The organism is Pseudoalteromonas sp. T1lg75 (genome assembly GCF_002964705.1).
Classification (GTDB): Bacteria; Pseudomonadota; Gammaproteobacteria; order Enterobacterales; family Alteromonadaceae; genus Pseudoalteromonas.
The window spans coordinates 397,477-420,043 of sequence record NZ_PQCD01000049.1; the positions used below are offsets into that span (position 1 = coordinate 397,477).

Consider the following 22,567-nt stretch of genomic DNA (forward strand, 5'->3'; position numbering starts at 1 on the left):
ATCTATCCCCATAATGAATCGCAGTTACGCAGTTTTTGGAGAATATACACATGTCTGAGCAACCACAGGCTAACGAACACGAACAGGAAAACGTCGAGGCTCAAGAAGAGCAAGAACAAGAGCAGGGTTCACAAGAGCAAAGCATTGAAGCTGAGTTAGCGGCTCTATACGCGGAATTAGAAGCTGCAAAACAAACCGTTGAAGAGCAAAAGGACAGCGTTATTCGCGCCGCTGCCGAAGTCGAAAATATTCGTCGTCGTGCAGCCCAAGACGTTGAAAAGGCACATAAGTTCGCCTTAGAGAAGTTTGCAAACGAATTGCTTCCGGTGATCGATAACCTTGAGCGTGCTATTGAGTTCGCCGACAAGGAAAATGAAGCCCTGGTTCCTGTGCTCGAAGGCATCGAAATGACGGCGAAAAGCTTTGTCGACGCGGTGGCCAAATTCAACGTGGAAGTGGTGAACCCGCAAGGCGAGGCCTTTAACCCGGAGCTACACCAGGCGATGAGCATACAGCCAAGTGCCGATGTGGCGCCTAACACCGTATTGGCGGTAATGCAAAAGGGTTACACCCTGAACGGTCGTTTGTTACGTCCGGCCATGGTAATGGTATCGAAAGCGCCTTAAGTTTTTGAATGATAGAAAAATGCCCACTTTTTAGTGGGCATTTTTTTTGCGCTGCCAAATCTGGGTTATGGCAATGAGGATAATGGCCACAAACATCATGGTGGAAAAGGGCACCGCATTAACCGGGTGGATCAGGGCTAAGAAAGGCCCAACTAGCGCACCGCTGCCAAAGCGTAGCGTACCTATGACCGCCGTGGCGGTACCCGAGTTACGCTCGAACTCCATCAGAATAAGGGCATCGGCATTGGAGGCGATAATGCCTAAACTCATCATCAGCGGCGCTATGCTCCATACTATGTAATACAGCGATTGCTGCATCAGGCTAAAGCTCAACAAGGCGCTGCCGCTGACTAGCGCCAGAGCCAGACCGAAATACAGCATCTTTCTCGAGCCCACCTTGGGCACCACCCGGGTATTAATAAAGTTACCCAGCATCAGGGCAATCACATTAAACGCAAACAGCACGCCGAAGAGCTGCTCCGAAACCGCAAAATAATCCAGGTAGATAAAGGGCACCGAGGTTAAAAAGCAGAAAAAGGCAAAGGAGGCCAGCATGGAACTGAGAATATCGGCTCTAGCCTTTGGCTCGCCCAGGACCACGCCATAGCTGGCAAAGAACAGCTTCAGACCGCGATGCTCACTGCGGTAAATGGGAATATCGATCAGGTGCATCTGCACCCAGGCCAGACACATGAAGGCGTAGCCGCCCAGTACCAGGAAAATGACCTGCCACTGCGTCAGGGTCAGAATCGCCGAGCCAACGCTAGGCGCGGCCAGCGGCGCAACCATCATGATCATCGACACATAGCTCATGCCTTTGGCGGTATTTTGTTGGTATATATGACGAATAATGCCGGGCACCACCACGGTTGCAGCGGCACCGGTAAAGGCCTGTACACTGCGCAGCAACCAAAATAAATAGATATCCTCACAAAAGGCCAGGGCCACCGAGCTGAGTCCAAACAAGGCAAGGCCGATACGGGCTAAACGGCGACGACCCATCTGATCGGCGATGGGGCCAAAAAACAGCATGCCCAGTGCGTAGCCCGCAAGATACACGCTCAGGGAAATCTGCACCTGTGGCATGGTGGCACCCAGATCGCTGGCAATTTGCACCATGGCCGGCAAATACATATCAACGGCCAGCGGTGTAATAGCAACGATACTGGCCAACAAAGGCAGTAATAAACGCCGACTAGGCGTTCTTCTGTCGTCTAAGGACATAGATATAGTTTCTTCTAAGTTGGTAATGAGGAGACGCTAGGGGAAAGTGCGCAGGCAGAGCACAGTGCCTAGTTTGTTCACTATAGCACCAAGGCTAGGCCCATAATAGGGAAACGTTATTAACAGTATGTTAATTAGGCACTTTATTCGATGCTAGGCGTTGCGTTTGTGGTTTGCTATGCTTGGCGCAGGAGATAATTGGGAAACATTAATAATGAAAAAACTAATTTTGGCCCTTAGTGTGGCGGCAGTGATTGCCGGTTGTAAAACCTCACCGACCGGACGCACTCAGGTGACCTTGTATTCCGATGCGCAAATGAGTCAATTGGGCGGCGCCAGCTTTGAGCAGATGAAAAAAGAACAAAAGGTCAACCAGGATGCGCGCACCAATGCCTATGTGCAATGTGTGGCCGATGCGGTGATCCAGGTGTTACCGTCGAAATACGCGCGGCAACAGTGGGAAGTGGTGGTATTTGAAGAAGACTCGGCCAACGCCTTTGCCCTGCCAGGCGGTTATATCGGTGTCCATACCGGCTTACTTAAGGTGGCGCAAAATCAGGAGCAACTGGCTACCGTTATAGGCCATGAAGTGGGTCATGTCATTGCCGAGCACTCCAATGAGCGTGCTTCACAAAGCCAGATGCTGCAAACCGGCATGCAACTCGGTGCCGTGGCCCTGGACATGGGTGAGATAGGTTATCGCAACGAAATTATGGCCGCGCTTGGTTTAGGTGCGCAATATGGTGTGGTCTTGCCATTTAGCCGCACTCACGAGAGCGAAGCCGATGAGGTGGGTCTGGAGCTGATGGCGAAGGCCGGTTTCGAACCACAACAATCGGTTGCGCTGTGGCAGAACATGGCGCAAAGCGGTGGCGCCACACCGCCTGAGTTTCTATCGACGCACCCGGCGCCAACCAGTCGCATCAACGACTTGCAAAAGCGTATGCAAGGTGCCAATGCCTTGTATCAGCAGGCCCGAAGTCAAGGTAAGCGTCCACAGTGTCGCTAACCCCGGGTTAAAACGTGTCGAAACCACCTATGGTATTAGCGCTGCTGTTAGCGGCGGCGCTGACGGTCGATAGCCTTATTCCGGCGCCGGTGTTTGCCATTCACTGGCGCAGTCCCGAGTTTATGGCGGATATCGCCTCCATCTTCAATGTGGTTAAATTGCTCGGTATGGCGCTGATCACCGCCTATCTATGGTGGAGTATACCGCGACGGGACTATTCCCCCGCAATCACCATTGGTTTGCAGTTTGTCGTTCTCATATGTGCGGTACACACCCTAGTTTTACTGATCGGCAGACAAAGCCTGGTCAGCGACGCCGAGCATTACGCCTCGGTGGGTCCCTACACGGTGCACACCATAGAGTCGCAGGATGCCCGTAGCAGTCGACAGGTGATCTATTGGCGTTGCCAGCGCTCGTTTGGCTTTTACTCCCTTGAGGAACTACGTCAGCTTCCTTATCACCCTGGCGCCTATATAGAAGAGCAAGACGGCAAGTGGTATTACATCGGTGAAAAGCGTTATGAATTGGCGGCAGGTAAATGTGACTAGGCAACTAGCAAGTAATAAAAAAGGTGAGCACTTGCCCACCTTTTTTATTTATAAGAGACGTTATTAGGCGCGGCTAATAAACTTGCTCTCGGCGGTGTTGATTTTAATTTTATCGCCGCTTGAGATGTGCTCAGGCACCTGAACAACAAGACCTGTGGTCAGGGTAGCCGGCTTAGTTCGCGCACTGGCAGAGGCACCCTTAATTGATGGTGTGGTGTCTTCAATCACCAATTCGACGCTGGTCGGTAGGTCCACAGAGACCGGACGGCCTTCTACTAGCACCACCTGTACACCCTTGGTCGACTCGTCGATAAACAGCAGTTGCTCGGCAATGCTGTCTTTGTTCAGGTGATACGGCGTGTAGTCCTCTTCATCCATAAAGATGTACTCGTCGCCATCAACGTATGAAAACATGGCTGCACGACGTTGTAGATCGGCAAAATTCAACATGTCTTCGGCTTTGAAGGTCTCATCAACCTTACCACCGTCAACCACGTCATACATACGCATACGGTATAGGCTACCACCGGCACGGCCTTGTGGCACAGAGCGCTCGATATCACGGACGATCATAACGCGACCATTGTATTCAATGGCGGCGTGTTTTTTAATTTCGCTAGCCTTAGGCATAGTCTTACTTCCTAAATAAATTGACCGGGTTAAGTTACCCGATTAAAAGGTCCAAGCCAAGTGGATTTGCGGCACCGATTCTGTGGTGTCTGTGCCCAGTTTATGGTGCCAGTACTGCCACTCCACACCCAGCATCAGGGTTTGCTCCGGCATTTGCAGGGCGTGACCCATATCCCATTGCACTATCGGCTGGGCCAAAAGCCAGCCCTTTACCTTGTCGCCAAACTCATTGTCGCGCTCGTCGATATATTCAACATGGCCGGTAAAGTAAAACTTTTGCTCGCCGATGCTAAAGGGGGCGCCCCAGGCTAAATCCAGCATCCAGCTGTCGCTTTCGGTCGGTGCACCGCCTGAGCTGACGCCGTCGCTGTCATCGATGTAGGCGGTAACTAGGGTTGAGAAGAAATCAAAGCCTTCCACCTGCCAATCAAGCTTCACACCGGGCAGGTACTTCATCACATTGGCGTCGCCGGCGGCGTTAAAGCCCATCACAAAGCCCACGTCTTTTAGTGGACCTAGTTCAATTTTGTTACCGCTGACCTTGCTGTAGCTAAAGTTAGAGTACCACTCGCCGTAAAAATCGCTGTCCTGATAGCCGTCTTCACGGTCGTCATTGATGATATCAATAAAGAAGAAGTTATCGCCCAGGCTGTAACCCGAGGCATGTTGCAAAGATACGATACTGGTACCCGCTTCTTCTTTGGTGAAGGGGTTTTTAAAGTCGCCATAGTTTACATGTAACTGTGTTTGGCTCCAGTTAGCGGCGTGCGCGTCGCCAATATTGGCACACAAGGACAGCGCCACCGCGCCGTATAACAGGGGTGTGGTGATTTTCATAACTACAAGGTGATTAATAAATAAAAGAAATGTCAGCGGCTATTGTATCAGATGGCGGCATTACGCCGCCACTGTATGCAAAAGGGAAAGGGGGATTACACCTTATGGCGGCGTAGGATGATCACCAAAACAGCGGTGATGGCGAGGATAAAGCAATAGAAGGCGGAGGTAGAGACCTGCCACGGACTAATGCTAAAGGTCGCACCTAATAGCAGAGCCTGAGCGCCATAAGGCAGTGAGCCTTGCAGCACGCAGGCAAAAATATCCAGCAGACTGGCGGAGCGTTTGGCGGAGATATCGCCGTCCTCGGCCAGCTTTTTCGCAATAGGTCCGGCGACGATAATAGACACGGTGTTATTGGCGATACACAGGTTCGATGTCATCACCAACAGGGCGATCCCCAGTTGATCCGCTACCTGGCGATTAAACTTGGCCACTAGCTTGGTCAACGCCTGGATTTTTCTGGCCAGATAGTCAAGGCCGCCGCCACGGCGAATAAACTCAGACAAACCGCCGATAAACATCGACAGTAAGAAGATTTCCTGCATATCGCTAAAGCCCTTGTAGACGTCTTTAACAAAGGCACTGCCTTCGTATGAGCCGGTAAAGCCCATGAATGCCGCAAATAAAATACCGCTAAAGAGCACCACAAAAACGTTCAGGCCCATAACCGCAAGCACCAGGATAAAGAAGTAGGGCAACACCAGAAGCCAGTCAAAATCACCCACTTCTACCACTTGCGGCTCGGGGGTTAAATACACTAGGAGCGCTATGGTCACTAGGGCCGCAGGCAGGGCAATTTTCAGGTTCTCGCGGAACTTATCCTTCATTTCACACCCTTGCGTACGGGTCGCGGCAATGGTGGTATCGGAAATAATAGACAGGTTGTCACCAAACATGGCACCCGAAACAATAGTACCGGCCATCAGTGCCGGGTCGATGCCGGTTTTCATTGACACCGCCAATGCAATTGGGCCAATGGCGCCTATGGTCCCCATGGAGGTGCCCATGGCGGTGGAGACGATGGCCGAAATCAAGAATAAGCCGGGTAACAACAGGCTTGGAGGAATAAAGGATAAACCCGCATTCACTATGGCGTCCACACCGCCGGTGGCACCGGCTACTGCCGAGAACGCGCCGGCGAGTAAATAAATAAGACACATGGTGATGATGTTGCTGTGCCCGGCACCGCGAATAAAGGTTTCCACCGATTCATTTATGCGCTGCTTAGCGAGTACAAAGGCCAGGACGATGGCGGGTAAGATGGCCACCGGCGCGGGTAATTGGTAGAAAGCGTAGTCTACGCCTTGCGCCTGTAAATACAGGCCAGTGCCTAAGAATAGGGCGACGAACACCAATAGGGGGACGAGTGAAAGTTTTGCCACAGTGGCATTGTAGTTAGGCTGCATGTATACCTCAATTTCGATCACCAACAGCCAAAACCTTCTTTTAGCTGCATTTATTTTGCCAAACAAGCCAGAGATTGTTGTGCATGCGCCCGCAAGCCAAAGACCAAATCGGCGCCAGGTTGAGAAGTTTAAACGTGTGGATGGCTAAAGTCTACGGTGATCACGTTTTTGTTATTGTTTTTCATTTTTGTAGCACAAAAAAACAACGATATCTAATCTGTGTCACTCTCATAGGTAATCCCTAAAGCTAAGCCCTTAAAGCAAGTTTGTATTTGTCTGGCGTGCTTGGTTGAGAATGCTTTTGCTTTGCTCGGCGCTTGTGCCTAGCACCTAACACCCATCTGCGTTAGCATACGGGGGTGAGTAGATGAACAATATTATGGGGATTAGAATGAGTGTAGGTTTAGGCATTTTAGGCGCCAATGGGCGCATGGGCCAGGCACTATTGGAAGCAGGCAACGATGACCCGCAGGCACGCCTTGCCGCAGCCTTTGTACGCCAACAGTCGCAGTTAAATGGTTTGGCGGTAGAAACCCTGGTCAAGGGGCTGCAAGAGGGCTCGCAAACGTTGACTTTTAGTACCTTGGCGCCAAGCAAAGAGCTGGATGTACTCATTGACTTTACCTTGCCCGAGGGCATGCTGACGCACCTGGAATTCGCCGTCGCCAACAAGATCCCCATGGTGATTGGCACCACAGGCCTTACCGATGCCCAAATGCAACGCTTGCACGAGGCCGCCAAGCATATCCCCATCGTCTTTGCCCGTAACTTCAGTGTCGGTGTGAATCTGTTATTGGATTTGGTGCAAACGGCGGCAACTAAATTCGGCGACGACGCAGACATCGAAATATTTGAAGCCCACCACCGTCATAAAATCGACGCGCCTTCGGGTACGGCGCTGGCCATTGGCGAAGCCATTGCCGAGGCCAAAGGCTGGGACCATGAGCAGGCCGCCGTTTATGACAGGTCACAAAGTGAGCAAGCCAAATCACAAAAGGAAATTGGCTATTCGGTGCTCAGAGCCGGCGATATAGTTGGCGAACACACGGCTTATTTTGCATTAATGGGAGAAAGGCTTGAATTAACACATAAAGCAAGCTCTAGAATGACCTTCGCCCGTGGCGCTGTGAGGGCTGCAAAGTGGGTGCAAAATAAACACCCTGGCTTTTATTCCATGCGCGAAGTGCTGGAACTGGGTAAGTAAACGTGCTTTTTTGGGTGTTTCAGTAAGTTTTAATGTTAAAGGTGCTGTTTTTTATATTTATTGATATTTAATTAGATCTTTTACCGACTCTCGTGTAGAATATCGTCAATTTGCCAAAATTTCATAATGCGCTTAATAAAGCGCTTTAAACGGGTTGTAAATTAGTCGCATTTTTTACTCCCGTTTTTTACTGTTAGGAGGTTAACTTGACTAAATCCGCTCTGTTAGTCCTAGAAGACGGCACAGTGTTTCGCGGTACTGCGATCGGCGCTGACGGCATGTCAGTAGGTGAGGTAGTATTCAATACGTCGATGACTGGTTATCAGGAAATCCTGACCGACCCGTCTTATGCGGAACAAATCGTAACTTTGACTTACCCGCATATCGGTAACACGGGTACTAACAGCGAAGACGAAGAAGCGAACAAAATCTGGGCCAAGGGCCTGGTTATTCGCGATTTGCCACTGCTAGCGAGTAATTTCCGTAATGAACAATCACTCAGTGATTACCTAAAAGAGCGCAACATTTTAGGTATTGCCGATATCGACACCCGTAAGCTTACTCGTATCCTACGTGATAAGGGTGCACAAAACGGTTGTATCATCGCCGGTGATGACGTTGATGAAAGCAAGGCGCTAGAAGCCGCTCAAGCCTTCCCTGGCTTAAAAGGCATGGATTTAGCCAAGGTAGTTTGTACCGAATCATCATATCAATGGTCTGAGACAAGCTGGACTCTGGGTGAAGGTTTTAAAACGCTTGCCGCAGAAGACGAGAAATTCCACGTTGTTGCCTATGACTTCGGTGTTAAGCGCAATATCCTGCGCATGTTGGTAGACCGAGGCTGTAAGCTGACCGTAGTTCCGGCGCAAACCAGCGCTGAAGAAGTACTGGCACTAAACCCAGACGGTATCTTCCTATCAAATGGCCCTGGCGACCCGGAGCCATGTACTTACGCGATTGAAGCGATCAAAACCTTCCTAGAAAAAGATATTCCTATTTTCGGCATCTGCCTTGGTCACCAGTTATTGGCCCTGGCCTCAGGTGCGAAAACAGTAAAAATGAAGTTCGGCCACCACGGTGGTAACCACCCGGTTAAAGACCTAGACCGTGACGTTGTGATGATCACCGCACAGAACCACGGCTTCGCCGCGGATGAGGCAAGCTTGCCTGACAATCTTCGTGCAACGCATAAGTCATTGTTTGACGGCACCTTGCAGGGCATTCACCGCACCGACAAGCCGGCATTTAGCTTCCAGGGTCACCCAGAAGCAAGCCCAGGCCCACACGATGCAGCACCTTTGTTCGATCACTTTATCGAACTGATGCAAGCGCAATCTAACTAATTTGAGACCGGAGTAATAATGCCAAAACGTACTGATATTCAAAGCATTCTTATCTTAGGCGCGGGCCCGATCGTAATCGGCCAGGCCTGTGAGTTTGACTACTCAGGTGCTCAAGCCTGTAAAGCGCTAAAAGAAGAAGGTTACCGTGTAATCCTGGTTAACTCGAACCCGGCGACCATTATGACCGACCCGGAAATGGCTGATGCGACCTATATTGAGCCGATTCACTGGGAAGTGGTAGAAAAAATCATTGAAAAAGAAAAGCCGGATGCGGTACTGCCTACCATGGGTGGTCAAACCGCATTGAACTGTGCCCTTGACCTAGACAAGCACGGTGTACTGGCTAAGCACGGCGTTGAGCTGATCGGTGCAACCGCCGATGCCATCGACAAGGCAGAGAACCGTGAGCGTTTCGACGTAGCGATGAAAAACATCGGCCTTGAGTGTCCGCGCGCAGAAATCGCCCACTCAATGGAAGAAGCGCACGATACCCTAACGCGTATCGGTTTCCCTTGTATTATTCGTCCTTCTTTCACCATGGGTGGTACCGGTGGTGGTGTTGCTTACAACATGGAAGAGTTCGAAGAAATCTGTACTCGCGGTCTTGACCTATCACCAACGAGCGAGCTGTTAATCGATGAAAGCTTACTGGGTTGGAAAGAGTACGAGATGGAAGTTGTTCGCGACAAAAACGACAATTGCATCATCGTCTGTTCTATCGAAAACTTCGACCCTATGGGTGTACACACAGGTGACTCAATCACGGTAGCGCCAGCGCAAACCTTGACCGACAAAGAATACCAAATCATGCGTAATGCCTCTATGGCGGTACTGCGTGAAATCGGTGTTGAAACCGGTGGTTCGAACGTACAGTTCGGTGTGTGTCCTAACACCGGCCGTATGGTTATCATCGAGATGAACCCGCGTGTATCTCGTTCATCGGCACTGGCTTCAAAAGCAACGGGTTTCCCAATCGCGAAAATCGCAGCCAAGCTGGCTGTGGGTTACACTCTTGATGAGCTGCAAAACGACATCACAGGCGGTGCTACTCCTGCGTCGTTCGAGCCGTCAATCGACTATGTAGTAACTAAGATCCCTCGCTTCAACTTTGAAAAGTTTGCCGGTGCTAACGACCGTCTAACCACTCAGATGAAGTCGGTAGGTGAGGTCATGGCGATTGGCCGTAACCAACAAGAATCACTACACAAAGCGCTTCGTGGCCTGGAAGTAGGCGCGACTGGCTTTAACCCTATCTTGCCAGTGGGCGAGAAGGGCGCAATCGAGAAGATCACTCGCGAACTTCGTGAGCCAGGTGCCGAGCGTATCTGGTACATCGCCGATGCTATGCGTCACGGCATGAGCGTTGAAGATGTATTCAACCTTACCAAGGTTGACCGCTGGTACCTGGTACAAATCGAAGACATCATCAAAGACGAGCAGAAGATCGAAGAAGTGGGTCTTGCCGGTCTTAATGCAGACTTCCTACGTCGCCTGAAGCGCAAAGGTTTCGCCGATGCGCGTATCGCAGAACTCGCCGGTGTATCTGAAGCGGAAATCCGCAAGAAGCGTCACCAGCTTGAAATCTTGCCTGTATACAAGCGCGTAGATACCTGTGCGGCTGAATTCAGCTCAGACACGGCTTACATGTACTCAAGCTACGATGAAGAGTGTGAAGCGGCACCGTCTGACAAAGACAAAATCATGGTAATCGGTGGTGGACCTAACCGTATCGGTCAAGGTATCGAATTCGATTACTGTTGTGTTCACGCGGCCCTTGCTATGCGTGAAGACGGCTACGAAACCATCATGGTTAACTGTAACCCTGAAACCGTTTCTACCGACTACGATACATCAGACCGTTTATTCTTCGAGCCAATCACGCTTGAAGACGTGCTTGAAATCGTCCGCGTTGAGAAGCCGAAAGGCGTTATCGTGCAGTACGGTGGTCAAACACCTCTTAAACTTGCCCGTGAACTAGAAGCGAACGGTGTGCCAATCATTGGTACTTCACCAGACGCCATCGACCGTGCTGAAGACCGTGAGCGCTTCCAGCAAATGGTTGAGCGTTTGAACCTGCTTCAGCCTGAAAACGCAACGGTAACTTCACTAGAAGAAGCGGTAGCTAGGTCAAAAGAAATCGGTTTCCCACTGGTTGTACGTCCTTCGTACGTACTAGGTGGTCGTGCGATGGAAATCGTCTACGATGAAGACGACCTGCGTCGCTACATGACAGAAGCGGTATCTGCTTCTAACGAAGCGCCGGTATTGCTTGACCGCTTCCTAGACGACGCCATCGAAGTTGACGTTGATGCTATCTGTGACGGCACCGAAGTAATCATCGGCGGTATCATGGAGCACATCGAGCAAGCGGGTGTTCACTCGGGTGACTCGGCCTGTTCACTACCAGCACATACCCTAAGCCAGGAAATCCAAGACGTAATGCGTGAGCAAGTACGTAATATGGCCCTTGAGTTAGGTGTAGTAGGTCTGATGAATACGCAGTTCGCGGTTAAAGACGGTCAGGTTTACCTAATCGAAGTAAACCCGCGTGCTGCACGTACCGTGCCTTTCGTATCAAAAGCAACCGGTGTTGCTCTTGCTAAGGTGGCGGCCCGTTGTATGGCCGGTCAGTCTCTTGCGAGCCAAGGCATCACCAAAGAAATCATCCCTCCTTATTACAGTGTGAAAGAAGTGGTACTTCCTTTCGCTAAGTTCCAAGGTGTTGACCCAATTCGTGGCCCAGAAATGCGCTCTACCGGTGAGGTAATGGGTGTAGGTGATACTTTCGCCGAAGCCTTCGCTAAAGCCCAGCTAGGTGCAGGTAATGCTTTACCACGTGGTGGTCGCGCGTTACTATCGGTTCGCAATGGTGATAAAGCTCGTATCGTTGAGCTTGCTAAGACCATGATCGAATTAGGTTTTGAACTAGACGCAACCTCAGGCACCGCTCAGGCGCTTGAAAATGCAGGCATCGAAGTTCGCCGTGTAAACAAGGTATTCGAGGGTCGTCCTCATATCCTTGACCGCATTAAGAACGGTGAATACAGCTATATCGTTAATACCACAGAAGGTCGTCAAGCGATTGAAGACTCTAAGGTTTTACGTCGTGGCGCCTTGATGCACAAGACCAACTACACCACAACATTAAACGCGGCATTTGCTAACTGTACAGCAAACTCTGCGGATGACCGTGGTAGTGTCTCGTCAGTTCAAGAGTTACACCAACGAATTAACTAAGCAATAGGCCGCAGCGCTTGCGCTGCGGCTTGCTGTAAGTGGGAATATTATGCAAAAGATTCCAATGACCACACGCGGTGCCGAGTTATTGCGTGCAGAGTTAAACGAATTAAAAACAGTCACTCGGCCAAAAATCATCGCTGATATCGCCGAGGCGCGTGAACATGGCGACCTCAAAGAGAATGCCGAGTATCATGCCGCTCGCGAGCAGCAAGGTTTTTGCGAAGGACGTATTCAAGAAATTGAAGCTAAATTGTCTAATGTGCAAATCATTGACGTAACGAAAATGCCTAACAATGGTAAGGTGATTTTTGGTTCGACTGTGACCATTGTCAATGTAGACACGGATGCTGAAGTGACTTACCGCATTGTGGGTGATGATGAAGCGGACATTAAGAACAACTTAATCTCTGTAAACTCACCCATCGCCCGCGGCCTGATCGGTAAAGAACTGGACGACTGTGTGAATATAGAAACACCCAATGGTACGGTAGAGTATGAAATCACTGAGATTGAATATATCTAACCTTCGTTGATGTGTTTAAAAGCCCGCTTAAAAGCGGGTTTTTTTATGCCTGTAGGTCAGGCTTTGCCGCCTTGGATGGCCGGTACTAGAGTAACGCAGGAGCTGTTACCTAGCAGCCTGACAATTTTTGTCGGGCCGCCGACGCCGGCTTAGAGGGAGTGTATAACCTCAGTGCAGTAATTCGTCCATGAAGCTGAGTTCCTGTTCGTGACGAAGTTACGGCGTCCCTGCCTCCACCTCCGAGCGCTGCGAAGCGGTGCTTCGGTCACTCGTCGCCCTCTTGGAACTCCTAGGGCACCCGTGATTCGCTTATGCTTGCGAACTCAGCGTTTTGTTAAACGCTGCGCATAGCTGTTGATGCGATTTAAGTATCAATCACCTTAGAACAATTCATCCATGAAGCCGTGATCCTGTCGGCATCCATGCCTCCACCTCCGGGTGCTGCTAAGCAAGGCTTCGGTCACCCGTCGCCCTCGCTATCAACAGCACAATCCACAACAAAATCTGATTTCTCCAGCGCGAATCTAAACGGGGAGATCCATACCTGTTATTTCGTATTAGTGCCGTAAGCCTTTTTCAAAGAGAGATAAGTAAAAATGTGTCAATTGTGGTTGTTCTGGCACGCTATGTAACACACAAACCGGCTCGGTTATGTGGTGATAAGAGATAGGTTTCTGATATTCACTGGGAAAATAAATTACATAGCGAGCCAAGCAAGGCTCGAATAAGTAACGACTCGCTTTACTTAATTACTTCTTCATTGCTCGCGAGAAAAACACCTGCTAACTTATTACTATCATTAAATAAAAATTTTATTAGTGGGAAAAGGTTAGGTTGTGGATAACTTCCTTAACCGGGAATTCGCACTAAGATGTTGTTAGGTAGCACTGGAAATTATGCATATACCCTATGAATTTTTGCCCCGATGGAAAGAGGAGTTGGTTTGCCGATGCGCTCAAGGTGAGTTCATTTTAGATTATGCGATGGGCACGCCTACGGTTTATTTACCCGCAAAAGATCGTTGGGCGTTGGTGGCGCCTGATTGGTCGCATGAGCACTGGGACAGCATTCATACTCAACTTTCTAAATGGTGCACCGAAAATAAAACAGCTCTTGCTCTCGACGCGTATGCAGAACACAAGTTGGAGTTGGCGTAGCTACCTAACAAACGCATTAATGAATGGACGTCTTAAGCTTGGCTGACGCTCGTTCCTCGCTAATTTTAGCCAAGCTTAATCCGCCCATTATGCGGGCGTTGTTCTGGCACTAGAACCAATTCAAAGTTTAATTAATCTTGAGGCATAAAAAAAGCCTTGCCGTGGGGCAAGGCTTTTCTGGTTGGGATAAATACCAAGTACTTAACTTTGCTGTTTTAGTTCTGGCGTTGCTTCTACCTTAGGGGCCCTACCTAAGAGTTTACGCAGGCCGCGTTTAAAGTCTTCCAATGCCACATATTGGCAAGGGATCAGCACCAGGGTGATCACTGTGGCGAACAACACACCGAAGGCCAGCGATACCGCCATGGGGATCACGATTTGTGCCTGCAAGCTGGTTTCCATAATGATGGGTACCAAACCAATAAAGGTGGTGATCGAGGTCAGTAGAATGGCCCTAAAGCGCTTACAACCGGCTTCTACTACCGCCTGTTTAATAGCAATGCCCTGGGCGCGTGCCTTGTTCACATAGTCAACCATCACCAGTGAGTCGTTCACCACCACACCGGCCACGGCGATAATGCCGAAGAAGGACAGGCTGCTCATGGTCATACCCAGGATAACGTGACCGTACACGGCACCGACCACACCAAAGGGGATCACCGACATAATCAGCAGCGGCTGCGAGTAGGAGCGCAGTGGGATGGCCAACAGCGCAAAGATGATCAACAGCGATAAGGCGAGATCACGGCGTTGCTCGGCGACGCTATCCATTTCTTCTTGCACTCGACCGGCGACATTACTCTGCACGCCAGGGTAGTTTTTCAATAGCGCCGGAAGGTACTCATCGCGCACTTGCTTGGCAATTTCAAACGGCTGTGCCTGATTGGTGTCTACGGCAGCCCAGACATTAACCGTACGTTTAGAGTTTTCACGACGTATGCGGTTTACCCCGTCAACCAGGTTGACTGTGGCTATTTCTGCTAAAGGCACTTCCGCACCGGCCGGAGTAATAATGCGCACGTCATTGATTTCGCTGATAGAGTTACGCTCTTCAATGGGGTAGCGGATCATGACTTTGAGCTCTTCGCCATCACGCAGAATACGCTGAGCTTCGAGGCCGTAGAAGCTGAAGTTTACCTGTGAGGCAACATCGGCCAAGGTCAGGCCCAGGCTGTAGGCAATGGGTTTCAGATCCAGCTGTACTTCATCGGTCGCACTTTACATAGAGTCATTGATATCGCCGACACCATTGAGCGTGGCCAGCTTTTCTTTCAATTTGCCGGCTACTTCTTTCAACTCGGCGGCGTCATTGCCTTCGAGGCGGAAGCTGATATCACCATCATCACGGCCACCACCGCCATTCATAATGCTGTCGTTAATGGTCATTGACTTCATCCCCGGCAGCGGCGGCATATTGTCACGCCACAAGGCACTGAGTGCGAAGGTGTCGATAGGGCGCAGGTGCGGCTCTACCAAGACCATCATTAAGCGTGCGTTGGTGCGCCCTTGCATATTAAGGGAGATATCCTTAACCATGGGCATGCCATATTGTTGCTCGATGACTTTCTCCACGTCCATGACCACACGTTCAACCTTTTTGGCCGTATCCAGGGTTGCTGTTTCCGACGAGGCCAAATTCATCTCAATGTTAATACTTGGGAAGTCATGAGGGATCTTCGGGTTGGCAACAAACTTGATTAAGCCACCGGCGAACAAGCCGGCACTGACGATCAGGATGCCAAAGAAGCCCACGATCACGGTATAGCGATAGTGAATACAGCGCTGCACAGCAGGGCGGTATACTCGCTCGATAAAATACTGTAGGCCGCCGTCAATCTTGTTACGTAAGCGGTGCAAGGGGTTGCGCGGATTAACAGGGCGGTTCTTCATGGCCGCCAGGTGAGCCGGGAGAATTAATTTGGATTCCACCAGGGAGAACAATAGGCACAGAATAATCACGCCGCCGATGGCTTTAGAGAACGCAGCTCCCGGGCCGCTGGCCAAGGTTTGCGGTAAGAAGGCGGCAATGGTCGTCAATACCCCGAAGGTGGCAGGTACGGCCACGCGTTTTACGCCACGCACCACGTTATCCAGGCTGTGACCATGTTTCTCGATTTCGGCGTGCGCCGACTCACCGACGACGATGGCATCGTCCACCACGATCCCCAGCACCAGAATAAAGGCAAACAGGGAAGCCAGGTTTATGGTGACGTCTAAAAAGCCTACCGGCATCATTAAAAAGGCACCTAGGAAGGAGACGGGTAGACCCATCATCACCCAGAAAGCGAGACGGATACGCAGGAACAAGGCCAACATCAGCATGACCAAGATACCACCCCAAATCATATTCTCGATCATCATGTCGAGACGACCTTCAAGGTAGTATGTGATGTCAATCATGGGGGCCAGTGTGACGCCCTCGGGAAGCTCCGACTTTTTACGCTCTAAATAGGCGTCCATCACATCGGCAACACGGGTGACATCTTGATCTTTTGACGCACGGACTTCAAAAATCAGGGAGTTTTTACCGTTATATTTTGAATATTGCAGGCCTTCTTCAAAGCCATCCTGTATGGTCGCTACATCACCTAAAAATACTTGGGCGCCGTCTTCTAATGTTAATAAAGGAAGGCGTTCAAACTCACCGCCGCGATAGGCTTGTTTTTCCACACGCATGGAAATATAGCCATTATCGGAGCGGATTTGGCCTGCCGACATATTGGCCGAGAAGTTACGAACGGCACTGGCGATATCACGGAACGTCAGGCCATATTCGCGTAGCTTGTCCGGGCTGACCTCAATGCTTATTTCATAATCCAATCCCGAATTAAAATTAACGAGATTGACCTGAGGCAAAGCACGCATCTCATCATGCAGCTTGTTACCAAGCTCCTTGAGATCGTAATTGCTCATATCGCCATACAGGGCGAGGATCATCACCTCTTGAGTAAATTTTTCGCGGCGAATATTAGGGCGCTCCATCTCCGCTGGGAAGCTGGAGATGGAGTCAATCTGCATTTTGACTTCGTCAAGAACTTCCTGCGAGTCATAGTTTTCATCAACCTCAATCCAGCTTTGCGAAAAGCTGCGGTTCGAATAGGTGATAAGGCGTTTTATGCCCTCTAAACCTTGCAGGGACTCCTCAATTTTAATGGTGATCCCTTCTTCCACCTCTTGCGGAGCAGCACCGGGATACACGGCCTGAACACTGAGCCAGTTACTCTCAAATTGAGGAAACGCCTGTTTACGAATAGAAAGCGCACTGAGAATACCGCCTACTATGATGATCACCATCAGCAGGTTGGCGGCTACCGGGTTGCGGGCAAACCAGGCGATCAAGCCTTTTTCTGTGCTTTGCACCATGGCTTAGTCCTCCTTCAGCGCTAATTGCGTGTGCGCCGTTTTAGGCTCTTGCTCGTCTAAGCGCAGTTGCATGCCTTGCGTCGGGTATTCCAGCGCCGAGGTAATAATTTGCTGGCCGCTTTGCAGACCGGCGGTCACATAGGCCATGCCGTCTTGCTCGCGGATCACTTCAAGGTCGCTAAACATCAGCTTGATTTCATTATCAATGAGGGCGATGCGGTTGTCCTTGATCAAATGGCTGGGAACAATGGCGGCATCACGTACACTTTTACCGACAATGCGGGCATTGGTATAGGCACCAAAGCGCAGTGGGTGAGCCTGCTGATAGGGCTGCTCTACATAGGCCACTAAGTAGGTCATGCGCGAGCGCTTATCGATCACGCCTTCGTTACGCACTATGGAGCCTTGCCAGGTGCGCATTTTACCGGCCACTTCGCTGGTCAGGGTAACCTTGGCACCAATACCACCATCGATCAGGTATTGCAGATCCTGGTTGGCTACCGGTAAACGTACCTTAGCAATGCTGGTGGCATCGATTTGACCCAGCACATTACCTGGGTTCACTACGCTGCCAAGGCTGATTTTCTTCGCCGTGACCAGGGCGTCATATGGGGCGCGAATTGAGGTGCGTTCTAAATTACGTTTGGCGCGTTTAACCTGGGCTTGAGCGGCGCGGAATTTCGCCAGTTTTTCTGCAAGCTGAGGCTTACGTAAATAGAGCTCCGAGGGGATCACCGCATTGGCATTGTCTTTAATGCGTTGCCATTCGGTTTTTGCCACATGGGCCTGTGCCTGTTCTATCTCTAGCGCCGATTGGGCTTGCGCTAAGCCAGCCTGGGCTTCAATAAGGGCCGCTTCATAGTCATTGGGGTCGATGCGAATAAGCTCATCGCCTTGTTTTACAAAGCCACCTTTAACAAACTGTTCGGCGATAGACACCACCTGACCGGACACCTGAGCAACCAGTTCGGTTTGTTCTTGCGCCATAACCTCGCCGTAGGAATGCACTTGCATGGTGACATCGGTCAGGTTGACCGGGGTGACCTCTACCAGTGGGGCTATGTTTTCCTGTTGTTTTTGCTCCGGTGGCTTTTTCATTGCCATAAAGGTGGCGAAAAGTGCCACTGACACTCCCAATACACCAATAGGTAATAGTATTTGTTTTTTGCTGGCCACAATGCAGCTCCCTGTATAGTTCGATGACAGGCTATATGGTAGCGGCAATCATGTTTACAGGTATGTGTAATATGTAACAAAGCATGTAATCTGTTAAAATGGCGACCGCGTTTGTTTTAGGGGTCGAATATGAATTGTCGTTTAGGGTGTGGTGCGTGCTGTATTGCGCCTAGTATTTCCAGCCCCATACCCGGTATGCCCAAGGGTAAGAAAGCAGGGCAACGATGTGTCCAGCTAGACAAAAATAATTTGTGCAAGTTGTTTGGCGACCCGTCGCGGCCGGCGGTGTGTTTACAATTTAAGGCGTGTGAAGACGTGTGTGGCAGCAATAACGCCGAGGCGATGTGGAGAATAACCCAACTTGAGGCGCTTACCTAACTGCAGTAAGCACCGCAAGTGGATGCAGATATTATTGGCTCGTGCCTGGCGGGTAGTTACTGAAAATCTCAGCAACCGACTCGCGAATGACCGCGGTGCGCTCGCTTGGCGTCTGATTTTTCTTTAAACGGCCTTCTTTGGCGGCGCGCCATACCAGTTGGTTAGAAGCGCGGTCGACCACGTCAATCACTAAGGTGCCCACCTGGTACTCGCGGGTGGTGGTTTGCACATTGTAGCCCATGCCCCAGTAATCCCAACGGGCGCTATAGCCTGTGGTAAAGGTATCGACATCGACCTTCTTCTCTACCGAGGCATGGTAGTTGATCAGCACATCCGCTTGGTCCGCAGCCACCATACTCATGCCCTTGGCGCTAAGCTCATCATTCACCGCTTGTCGAACGCGACGCTCCATTAATTCGCTAATTTGATAATTATTGGTGGCGTTGGTCAGGCTGGCATCGGGAAACCAGGCAAAGGTTTTGTATTGAGCAAAGTTTACCGACTTGTCGTAGTCAAAGTCCGGGCCCGAGGCGCAGGCGCTCAACAGCAAAACCACACCCGCTATAAGTAAATTCTTCATCGACCGCTCCTTTATATCTGGCTACAAGAATCTATGTTTGTCAGTAACATATCATAATCGCTTGGGAAATATACAGAACCTCGGCCCTTTTAAGGGGGCAAATCCCCGAATATGTCATTACTGTGAATTTCAAATAATTTAAAGCTTATTAATATTTTCTATGGTAGTCTAGGAACTGCTTTGAGTTAATGCGTTTAATGTGACGGTTTTGTGCGGCCTACGCTGTAAGTGTGACTAACCTCGTTTAGTCCTGTACCGGACCCTAGCGGTAGCGACACTGGCTCAGGGAGGATAGTGCCTGGTTTCAGGCGAGTAATAGAAATTGACTTACAGGAACACTTTAGTATGTCAGATCAAGTAAACGGTAAAGTAAAGTTTTTTAACGAAGCAAAAGGCTTTGGTTTTATCGAGCAAGAAAATGGCCCAGATGTATTCGTTCACTTCAGCGCGATCAATGGTTCAGGCTTCCGTACTCTAAGCGAAGGCCAACAGGTTTCTTTCGGCATTAAACAAGGCCAGAAAGGACCAGAAGCGGAAAATGTAACTCCGGTTTAATTCCTTATTGACTCTGTCCTAGAGTTAATAATTAGTGGAGCCGTTTCGGCTTCACTTCTTCCCCCTGGCGCCACGCCAACATTATCTAGTCAGCTATTAAGTCATTAATTAATATAATTACTTTGATATATCACTGATCTTCAATTATTATTTTATTTCCACATTTAAAGTATATAAGAGATCACAGTGAGAGAAATCAGAGCATTTGCCAAATCGGCGTCTATTAATGAGTTGGAAAAAGCAATTAATATTCTGAACACTGCGCTCGATAATCAGCAACAGCAAGAAAAAGCGAAACAGGAAGTTCTACAACTGATGAAGGAAAAAGGGCTCAGTGTGGAAGATATTGTTGATGTGACCCAGGACAAGCGTACTAAGGTAGAGCCTAAGTATCGTCGCGAGTTTGAAGGAAAGATGGTGGAGTGGTCCGGCCGTGGTAAACGCCCTAAAGCGTTTCAGGATGTAGACCTCACTAAATACCTCGCGAAATAACCGTAAACCCAAAGGTCCAGCAATGGACCTTTCCTTTTTTGGGTGTCAGCAGTGTATACACTCAGAGACTATCAACAACAAGCCGTCGACAATACCCTAGCGCATTTTCGTAAATCACAGCGCTCGGCCGTTATTGTTTTGCCCACCGGTGCGGGTAAAAGCCTGGTCATTGCCGAGCTGGCCCGATTAGCCCGTTATCCCATCCTGGTATTGACTCACGTTAAAGAGTTGGTTGAACAAAACGCTAATAAATTTCGTGACATGGGTTTAACACCGGGTATTTTCTCTGCGGGTTTAAATGATAAAAACTTAAACGAGCAGGTCACGTTTGCCAGTATTCAATCATTGGCTCGTAGTATAGATAAGTTACAGCGCCACTATTCTTTAGTGATCATCGATGAGTGCCACCGCGTCAGCACAGAGCAAACCAGTCAATATGCTCAGGTTATATCCGCTCTGCAGAAAATAAACCCACAACTTAAAGTATTGGGTTTGACCGCGACGCCATACCGGCTTGGCAGTGGTTGGGTATATCATCGTCATTACCATGGATTTGTTCGTGGCCCAAGTGATGCGCCATTTGGCGATTGTATTTACGAATTGCCGCTGCGTTATTTAATCAATAAGGGTTATCTAACACCGCCACGTATTGTTGATGCGGCGGTGCAGCATTATGACTTTTCCGCCTTGCTACATGGCGCTACACCGCCCAGTGAAGGGGATCTAAATGCCTTATTGCAACAGAGTACGCGTGCCACCAAGGCCATTATCTCGGACGTGATAGCACAAAGTGATAACCGGCGCGGGGTGATGATTTTTGCCGCCACCGTTGCCCATGCCGAAGAAATTTACCGTTATTTACCATCCGGTCAGGCCCATATTATCGTTGGTGCAACGCCTGCAGCAGAGCGCGATGACCTCATCGCCCGCTTTAAGCGACAGGAGTTTAAATATCTGGTGAATGTTTCTGTTTTAACTACAGGGTTTGACGCTCCCCACGTTGATTTTATTGCCTTGTTACGACCGACGGAGTCGGTCAGTCTGTATCAGCAGATTATTGGCCGTGGGCTTCGTTTATGTGCCGATAAGCAGGAATGCTTGGTAATAGACTATGCCGGTAACGGCTTTGATATTCATCACCCCGAGGTGGGGATGCAGCGTCCGGACCCAAATTGTGAGCCGGTGCAGGTGCTTTGCCCCGGCTGTGGTTTTGCCAACGTGTTTTGGGGGAAAAAGGATGCGGCGGGTCAGGTTATTGAGCATTACGGCCGCCGTTGTCAGGGGTTATTGGACGATGGCGAAGAGCAGCAACAATGCGATTACCGTTTTAAATTTAAAGAATGTCCCCAGTGTTTTAGCGAAAATGATATTGCCGCGCGCAGATGCCATAGCTGTGAGCATCAGTTGGTGGACCCGGATGATAAGCTGCGTCAGGCGCTAAACCTGAAAGACGCCCTGGTGCTGCGTTGCAGCGGTTTAAGCTGTGAGCAAACAGCGCAGGGTAAGCTTAAGCTTACCTATTATGACGAGGACGGAGCCGAGGTATCGGAAGTGTACGACCTTGCAAATGCCAAGGTGTTGGCCTTGTTCAATCGCCAATACGGTAAGCGTCATAATGCACCTGGCGTTAATCAGTGGCGCAGTAGCGAGCAGGTTGTGGCACAGCAACAGCATTTGGGTTGGCCGGATTTTGTGATCGCCCGTAAGTCGAAAAAATACGGTTGGCAGGTCAGTGAGAAACTGTTTGATTATCAGGGAAGTTATCGCAAAGCCTATAGTCGTTGATAGGCTTTGCGCTTAACGTTAGGGGCGCTATTATTCGGCGCTGCTTTCGTCCAGCAGGCCCCAGCCATCGCCATAGCCGTTATGTTTGTCGGCCAGGCTTTCTAAATAGGCTTCCATGTTATTGATAAGCTCATACTCGGGCACCATGGTAATGCTGGCCTTCACTTCGAACACACCGGTATCCGGGCAGGTACTGAGGCTGGCTTTTGGCGCGACCTCGGCATGGGCCAGGGCATCGATAAAACCTTGTGCATGCGCTTGTTGTTCAAACAACAAAAAGAAATCGACGCTGTGCAGTTGCGTCAAGTCGACGCCTTGCTCGTGCATTTGTTGCAAAATTTGGCCTGTGTCGTCGTCTGGAAAGTGCATCGTTTATCTCATGTAAGCGTTAATCTTACGATTGTCTAATATCTTACTAAAAATAAAAAGCCACTTGAGTGAAATTTTTCGTCGTCATTAGTGATTGGCTCAGGCCAGCGGTGATAAAC

18 protein-coding genes and 1 pseudogene are annotated in these 22,567 nt (G+C 49.9%); 11 read left to right on the plus strand and 8 right to left on the minus strand.

Features of this window, described 5'->3' with window-relative positions; all coding sequences use genetic code 11:
* Positions 1-50: 50 nt before the first annotated feature.
* Positions 51-626, plus strand: coding sequence for a nucleotide exchange factor GrpE (gene grpE, locus C2M36_RS12070; protein WP_105255099.1), 576 nt, complete (start codon positions 51-53; stop codon positions 624-626).
* Between the two features lie 30 nt (positions 627-656).
* Here the strand turns inward: grpE and C2M36_RS12075 are convergent, their stop codons facing one another.
* Positions 657-1,850 (minus strand): multidrug effflux MFS transporter, encoded by a 1,194-nt coding sequence (locus C2M36_RS12075; RefSeq protein ID WP_105255100.1) that lies wholly within the window; start codon positions 1,848-1,850, stop codon positions 657-659.
* 214 nt (positions 1,851-2,064) lie between these two features.
* Here C2M36_RS12075 and C2M36_RS12080 point away from each other — a divergent pair, with 214 nt between their 5' ends.
* Both C2M36_RS12080 and C2M36_RS12085 read left to right on the plus strand, forming a co-directional pair.
* Entirely contained in the window at positions 2,065-2,859 is a 795-nt protein-coding gene (locus C2M36_RS12080) for a M48 family metallopeptidase (RefSeq protein WP_105255101.1), read from the plus strand.
* Positions 2,860-2,873: 14 nt separating this feature from the next.
* Positions 2,874-3,407 carry a hypothetical protein gene (locus tag C2M36_RS12085; protein WP_158678935.1) on the plus strand — a complete coding sequence of 178 codons (534 nt, stop codon included), beginning with the start codon at positions 2,874-2,876 and terminating at the stop codon, positions 3,405-3,407.
* Positions 3,408-3,470: 63 nt separating this feature from the next.
* Here the strand turns inward: C2M36_RS12085 and efpL are convergent, their stop codons facing one another.
* The 3 genes from efpL to C2M36_RS12100 all read right to left on the minus strand — a co-directional run bounded on the left by efpL (position 3,471) and on the right by C2M36_RS12100 (position 6,283).
* Complete coding sequence (efpL, locus tag C2M36_RS12090) at positions 3,471-4,037, minus strand: elongation factor P-like protein EfpL (protein ID WP_105255103.1); 567 nt, start codon at positions 4,035-4,037, stop codon at positions 3,471-3,473.
* A 42-nt stretch (positions 4,038-4,079) separates the two neighbouring features.
* Positions 4,080-4,874, minus strand: coding sequence for a nucleoside-binding protein (locus C2M36_RS12095; protein WP_105255104.1), 795 nt, complete (start codon positions 4,872-4,874; stop codon positions 4,080-4,082).
* Between the two features lie 95 nt (positions 4,875-4,969).
* Positions 4,970-6,283: a Na+/H+ antiporter NhaC family protein gene (locus C2M36_RS12100; protein ID WP_105255201.1), complete on the minus strand. Its 1,314-nt coding sequence runs from the start codon at positions 6,281-6,283 to the stop codon at positions 4,970-4,972.
* A 391-nt stretch (positions 6,284-6,674) separates the two neighbouring features.
* Between C2M36_RS12100 and dapB the strand changes: the two genes are divergently transcribed.
* From dapB to greA, 4 genes are all read left to right on the plus strand, one after another.
* A complete protein-coding gene (gene dapB, locus C2M36_RS12105) occupies positions 6,675-7,487 on the plus strand; it encodes a 4-hydroxy-tetrahydrodipicolinate reductase (protein ID WP_105255105.1) in 813 nt (270 codons plus the stop codon).
* A gap of 206 nt (positions 7,488-7,693) precedes the next feature.
* On the plus strand, positions 7,694-8,830 hold the full coding sequence (gene carA, locus C2M36_RS12110) for a glutamine-hydrolyzing carbamoyl-phosphate synthase small subunit (protein WP_105255106.1): 1,137 nt from the start codon (positions 7,694-7,696) through the stop codon (positions 8,828-8,830).
* A gap of 18 nt (positions 8,831-8,848) precedes the next feature.
* Complete coding sequence (gene carB / locus C2M36_RS12115; RefSeq protein ID WP_105255107.1) at positions 8,849-12,067, plus strand: carbamoyl-phosphate synthase large subunit; 3,219 nt, start codon at positions 8,849-8,851, stop codon at positions 12,065-12,067.
* 49 nt (positions 12,068-12,116) lie between these two features.
* A complete protein-coding gene (greA, locus tag C2M36_RS12120; RefSeq protein WP_105255108.1) occupies positions 12,117-12,593 on the plus strand; it encodes a transcription elongation factor GreA in 477 nt (158 codons plus the stop codon).
* A 1,358-nt stretch (positions 12,594-13,951) separates the two neighbouring features.
* Here the strand turns inward: greA and C2M36_RS12130 are convergent.
* Positions 13,952-17,113 (minus strand): annotated as a pseudogene (locus C2M36_RS12130) (efflux RND transporter permease subunit).
* A gap of 3 nt (positions 17,114-17,116) precedes the next feature.
* A complete protein-coding gene (locus C2M36_RS12135) occupies positions 17,117-18,289 on the minus strand; it encodes an efflux RND transporter periplasmic adaptor subunit (RefSeq protein WP_105255110.1) in 1,173 nt (390 codons plus the stop codon).
* Between the two features lie 129 nt (positions 18,290-18,418).
* On the opposite strand from C2M36_RS12135, the gene C2M36_RS12140 reads away from it, so the two are divergent.
* Positions 18,419-18,667 (plus strand): YkgJ family cysteine cluster protein, encoded by a 249-nt coding sequence (locus C2M36_RS12140; protein WP_105255111.1) that lies wholly within the window; start codon positions 18,419-18,421, stop codon positions 18,665-18,667.
* 31 nt (positions 18,668-18,698) lie between these two features.
* Here the strand turns inward: C2M36_RS12140 and C2M36_RS12145 are convergent, their stop codons facing one another.
* The gene (locus tag C2M36_RS12145; RefSeq protein WP_105255112.1) at positions 18,699-19,247 is read right to left on the minus strand and encodes a DUF4136 domain-containing protein; all 549 of its coding nucleotides are present in this window, start codon (positions 19,245-19,247) and stop codon (positions 18,699-18,701) included.
* 345 nt (positions 19,248-19,592) lie between these two features.
* Between C2M36_RS12145 and C2M36_RS12150 the strand changes: the two genes are divergently transcribed.
* The 3 genes from C2M36_RS12150 (at position 19,593) to C2M36_RS12160 (ending at position 22,079) form a co-directional block, all read left to right on the plus strand.
* The gene (locus C2M36_RS12150; protein WP_105190342.1) at positions 19,593-19,802 is read left to right on the plus strand and encodes a cold-shock protein; all 210 of its coding nucleotides are present in this window, start codon (positions 19,593-19,595) and stop codon (positions 19,800-19,802) included.
* A 186-nt stretch (positions 19,803-19,988) separates the two neighbouring features.
* Positions 19,989-20,294: an H-NS family histone-like protein gene (locus C2M36_RS12155; RefSeq protein ID WP_105190341.1), complete on the plus strand. Its 306-nt coding sequence runs from the start codon at positions 19,989-19,991 to the stop codon at positions 20,292-20,294.
* 51 nt (positions 20,295-20,345) lie between these two features.
* Positions 20,346-22,079 carry a DEAD/DEAH box helicase gene (locus tag C2M36_RS12160; protein WP_234399167.1) on the plus strand — a complete coding sequence of 578 codons (1,734 nt, stop codon included), beginning with the start codon at positions 20,346-20,348 and terminating at the stop codon, positions 22,077-22,079.
* Positions 22,080-22,109: 30 nt separating this feature from the next.
* Here the strand turns inward: C2M36_RS12160 and C2M36_RS12165 are convergent, their stop codons facing one another.
* A complete protein-coding gene (locus tag C2M36_RS12165) occupies positions 22,110-22,448 on the minus strand; it encodes a ribonuclease E inhibitor RraB (RefSeq protein WP_105255114.1) in 339 nt (112 codons plus the stop codon).
* Positions 22,449-22,567: the final 119 nt, after the last annotated feature.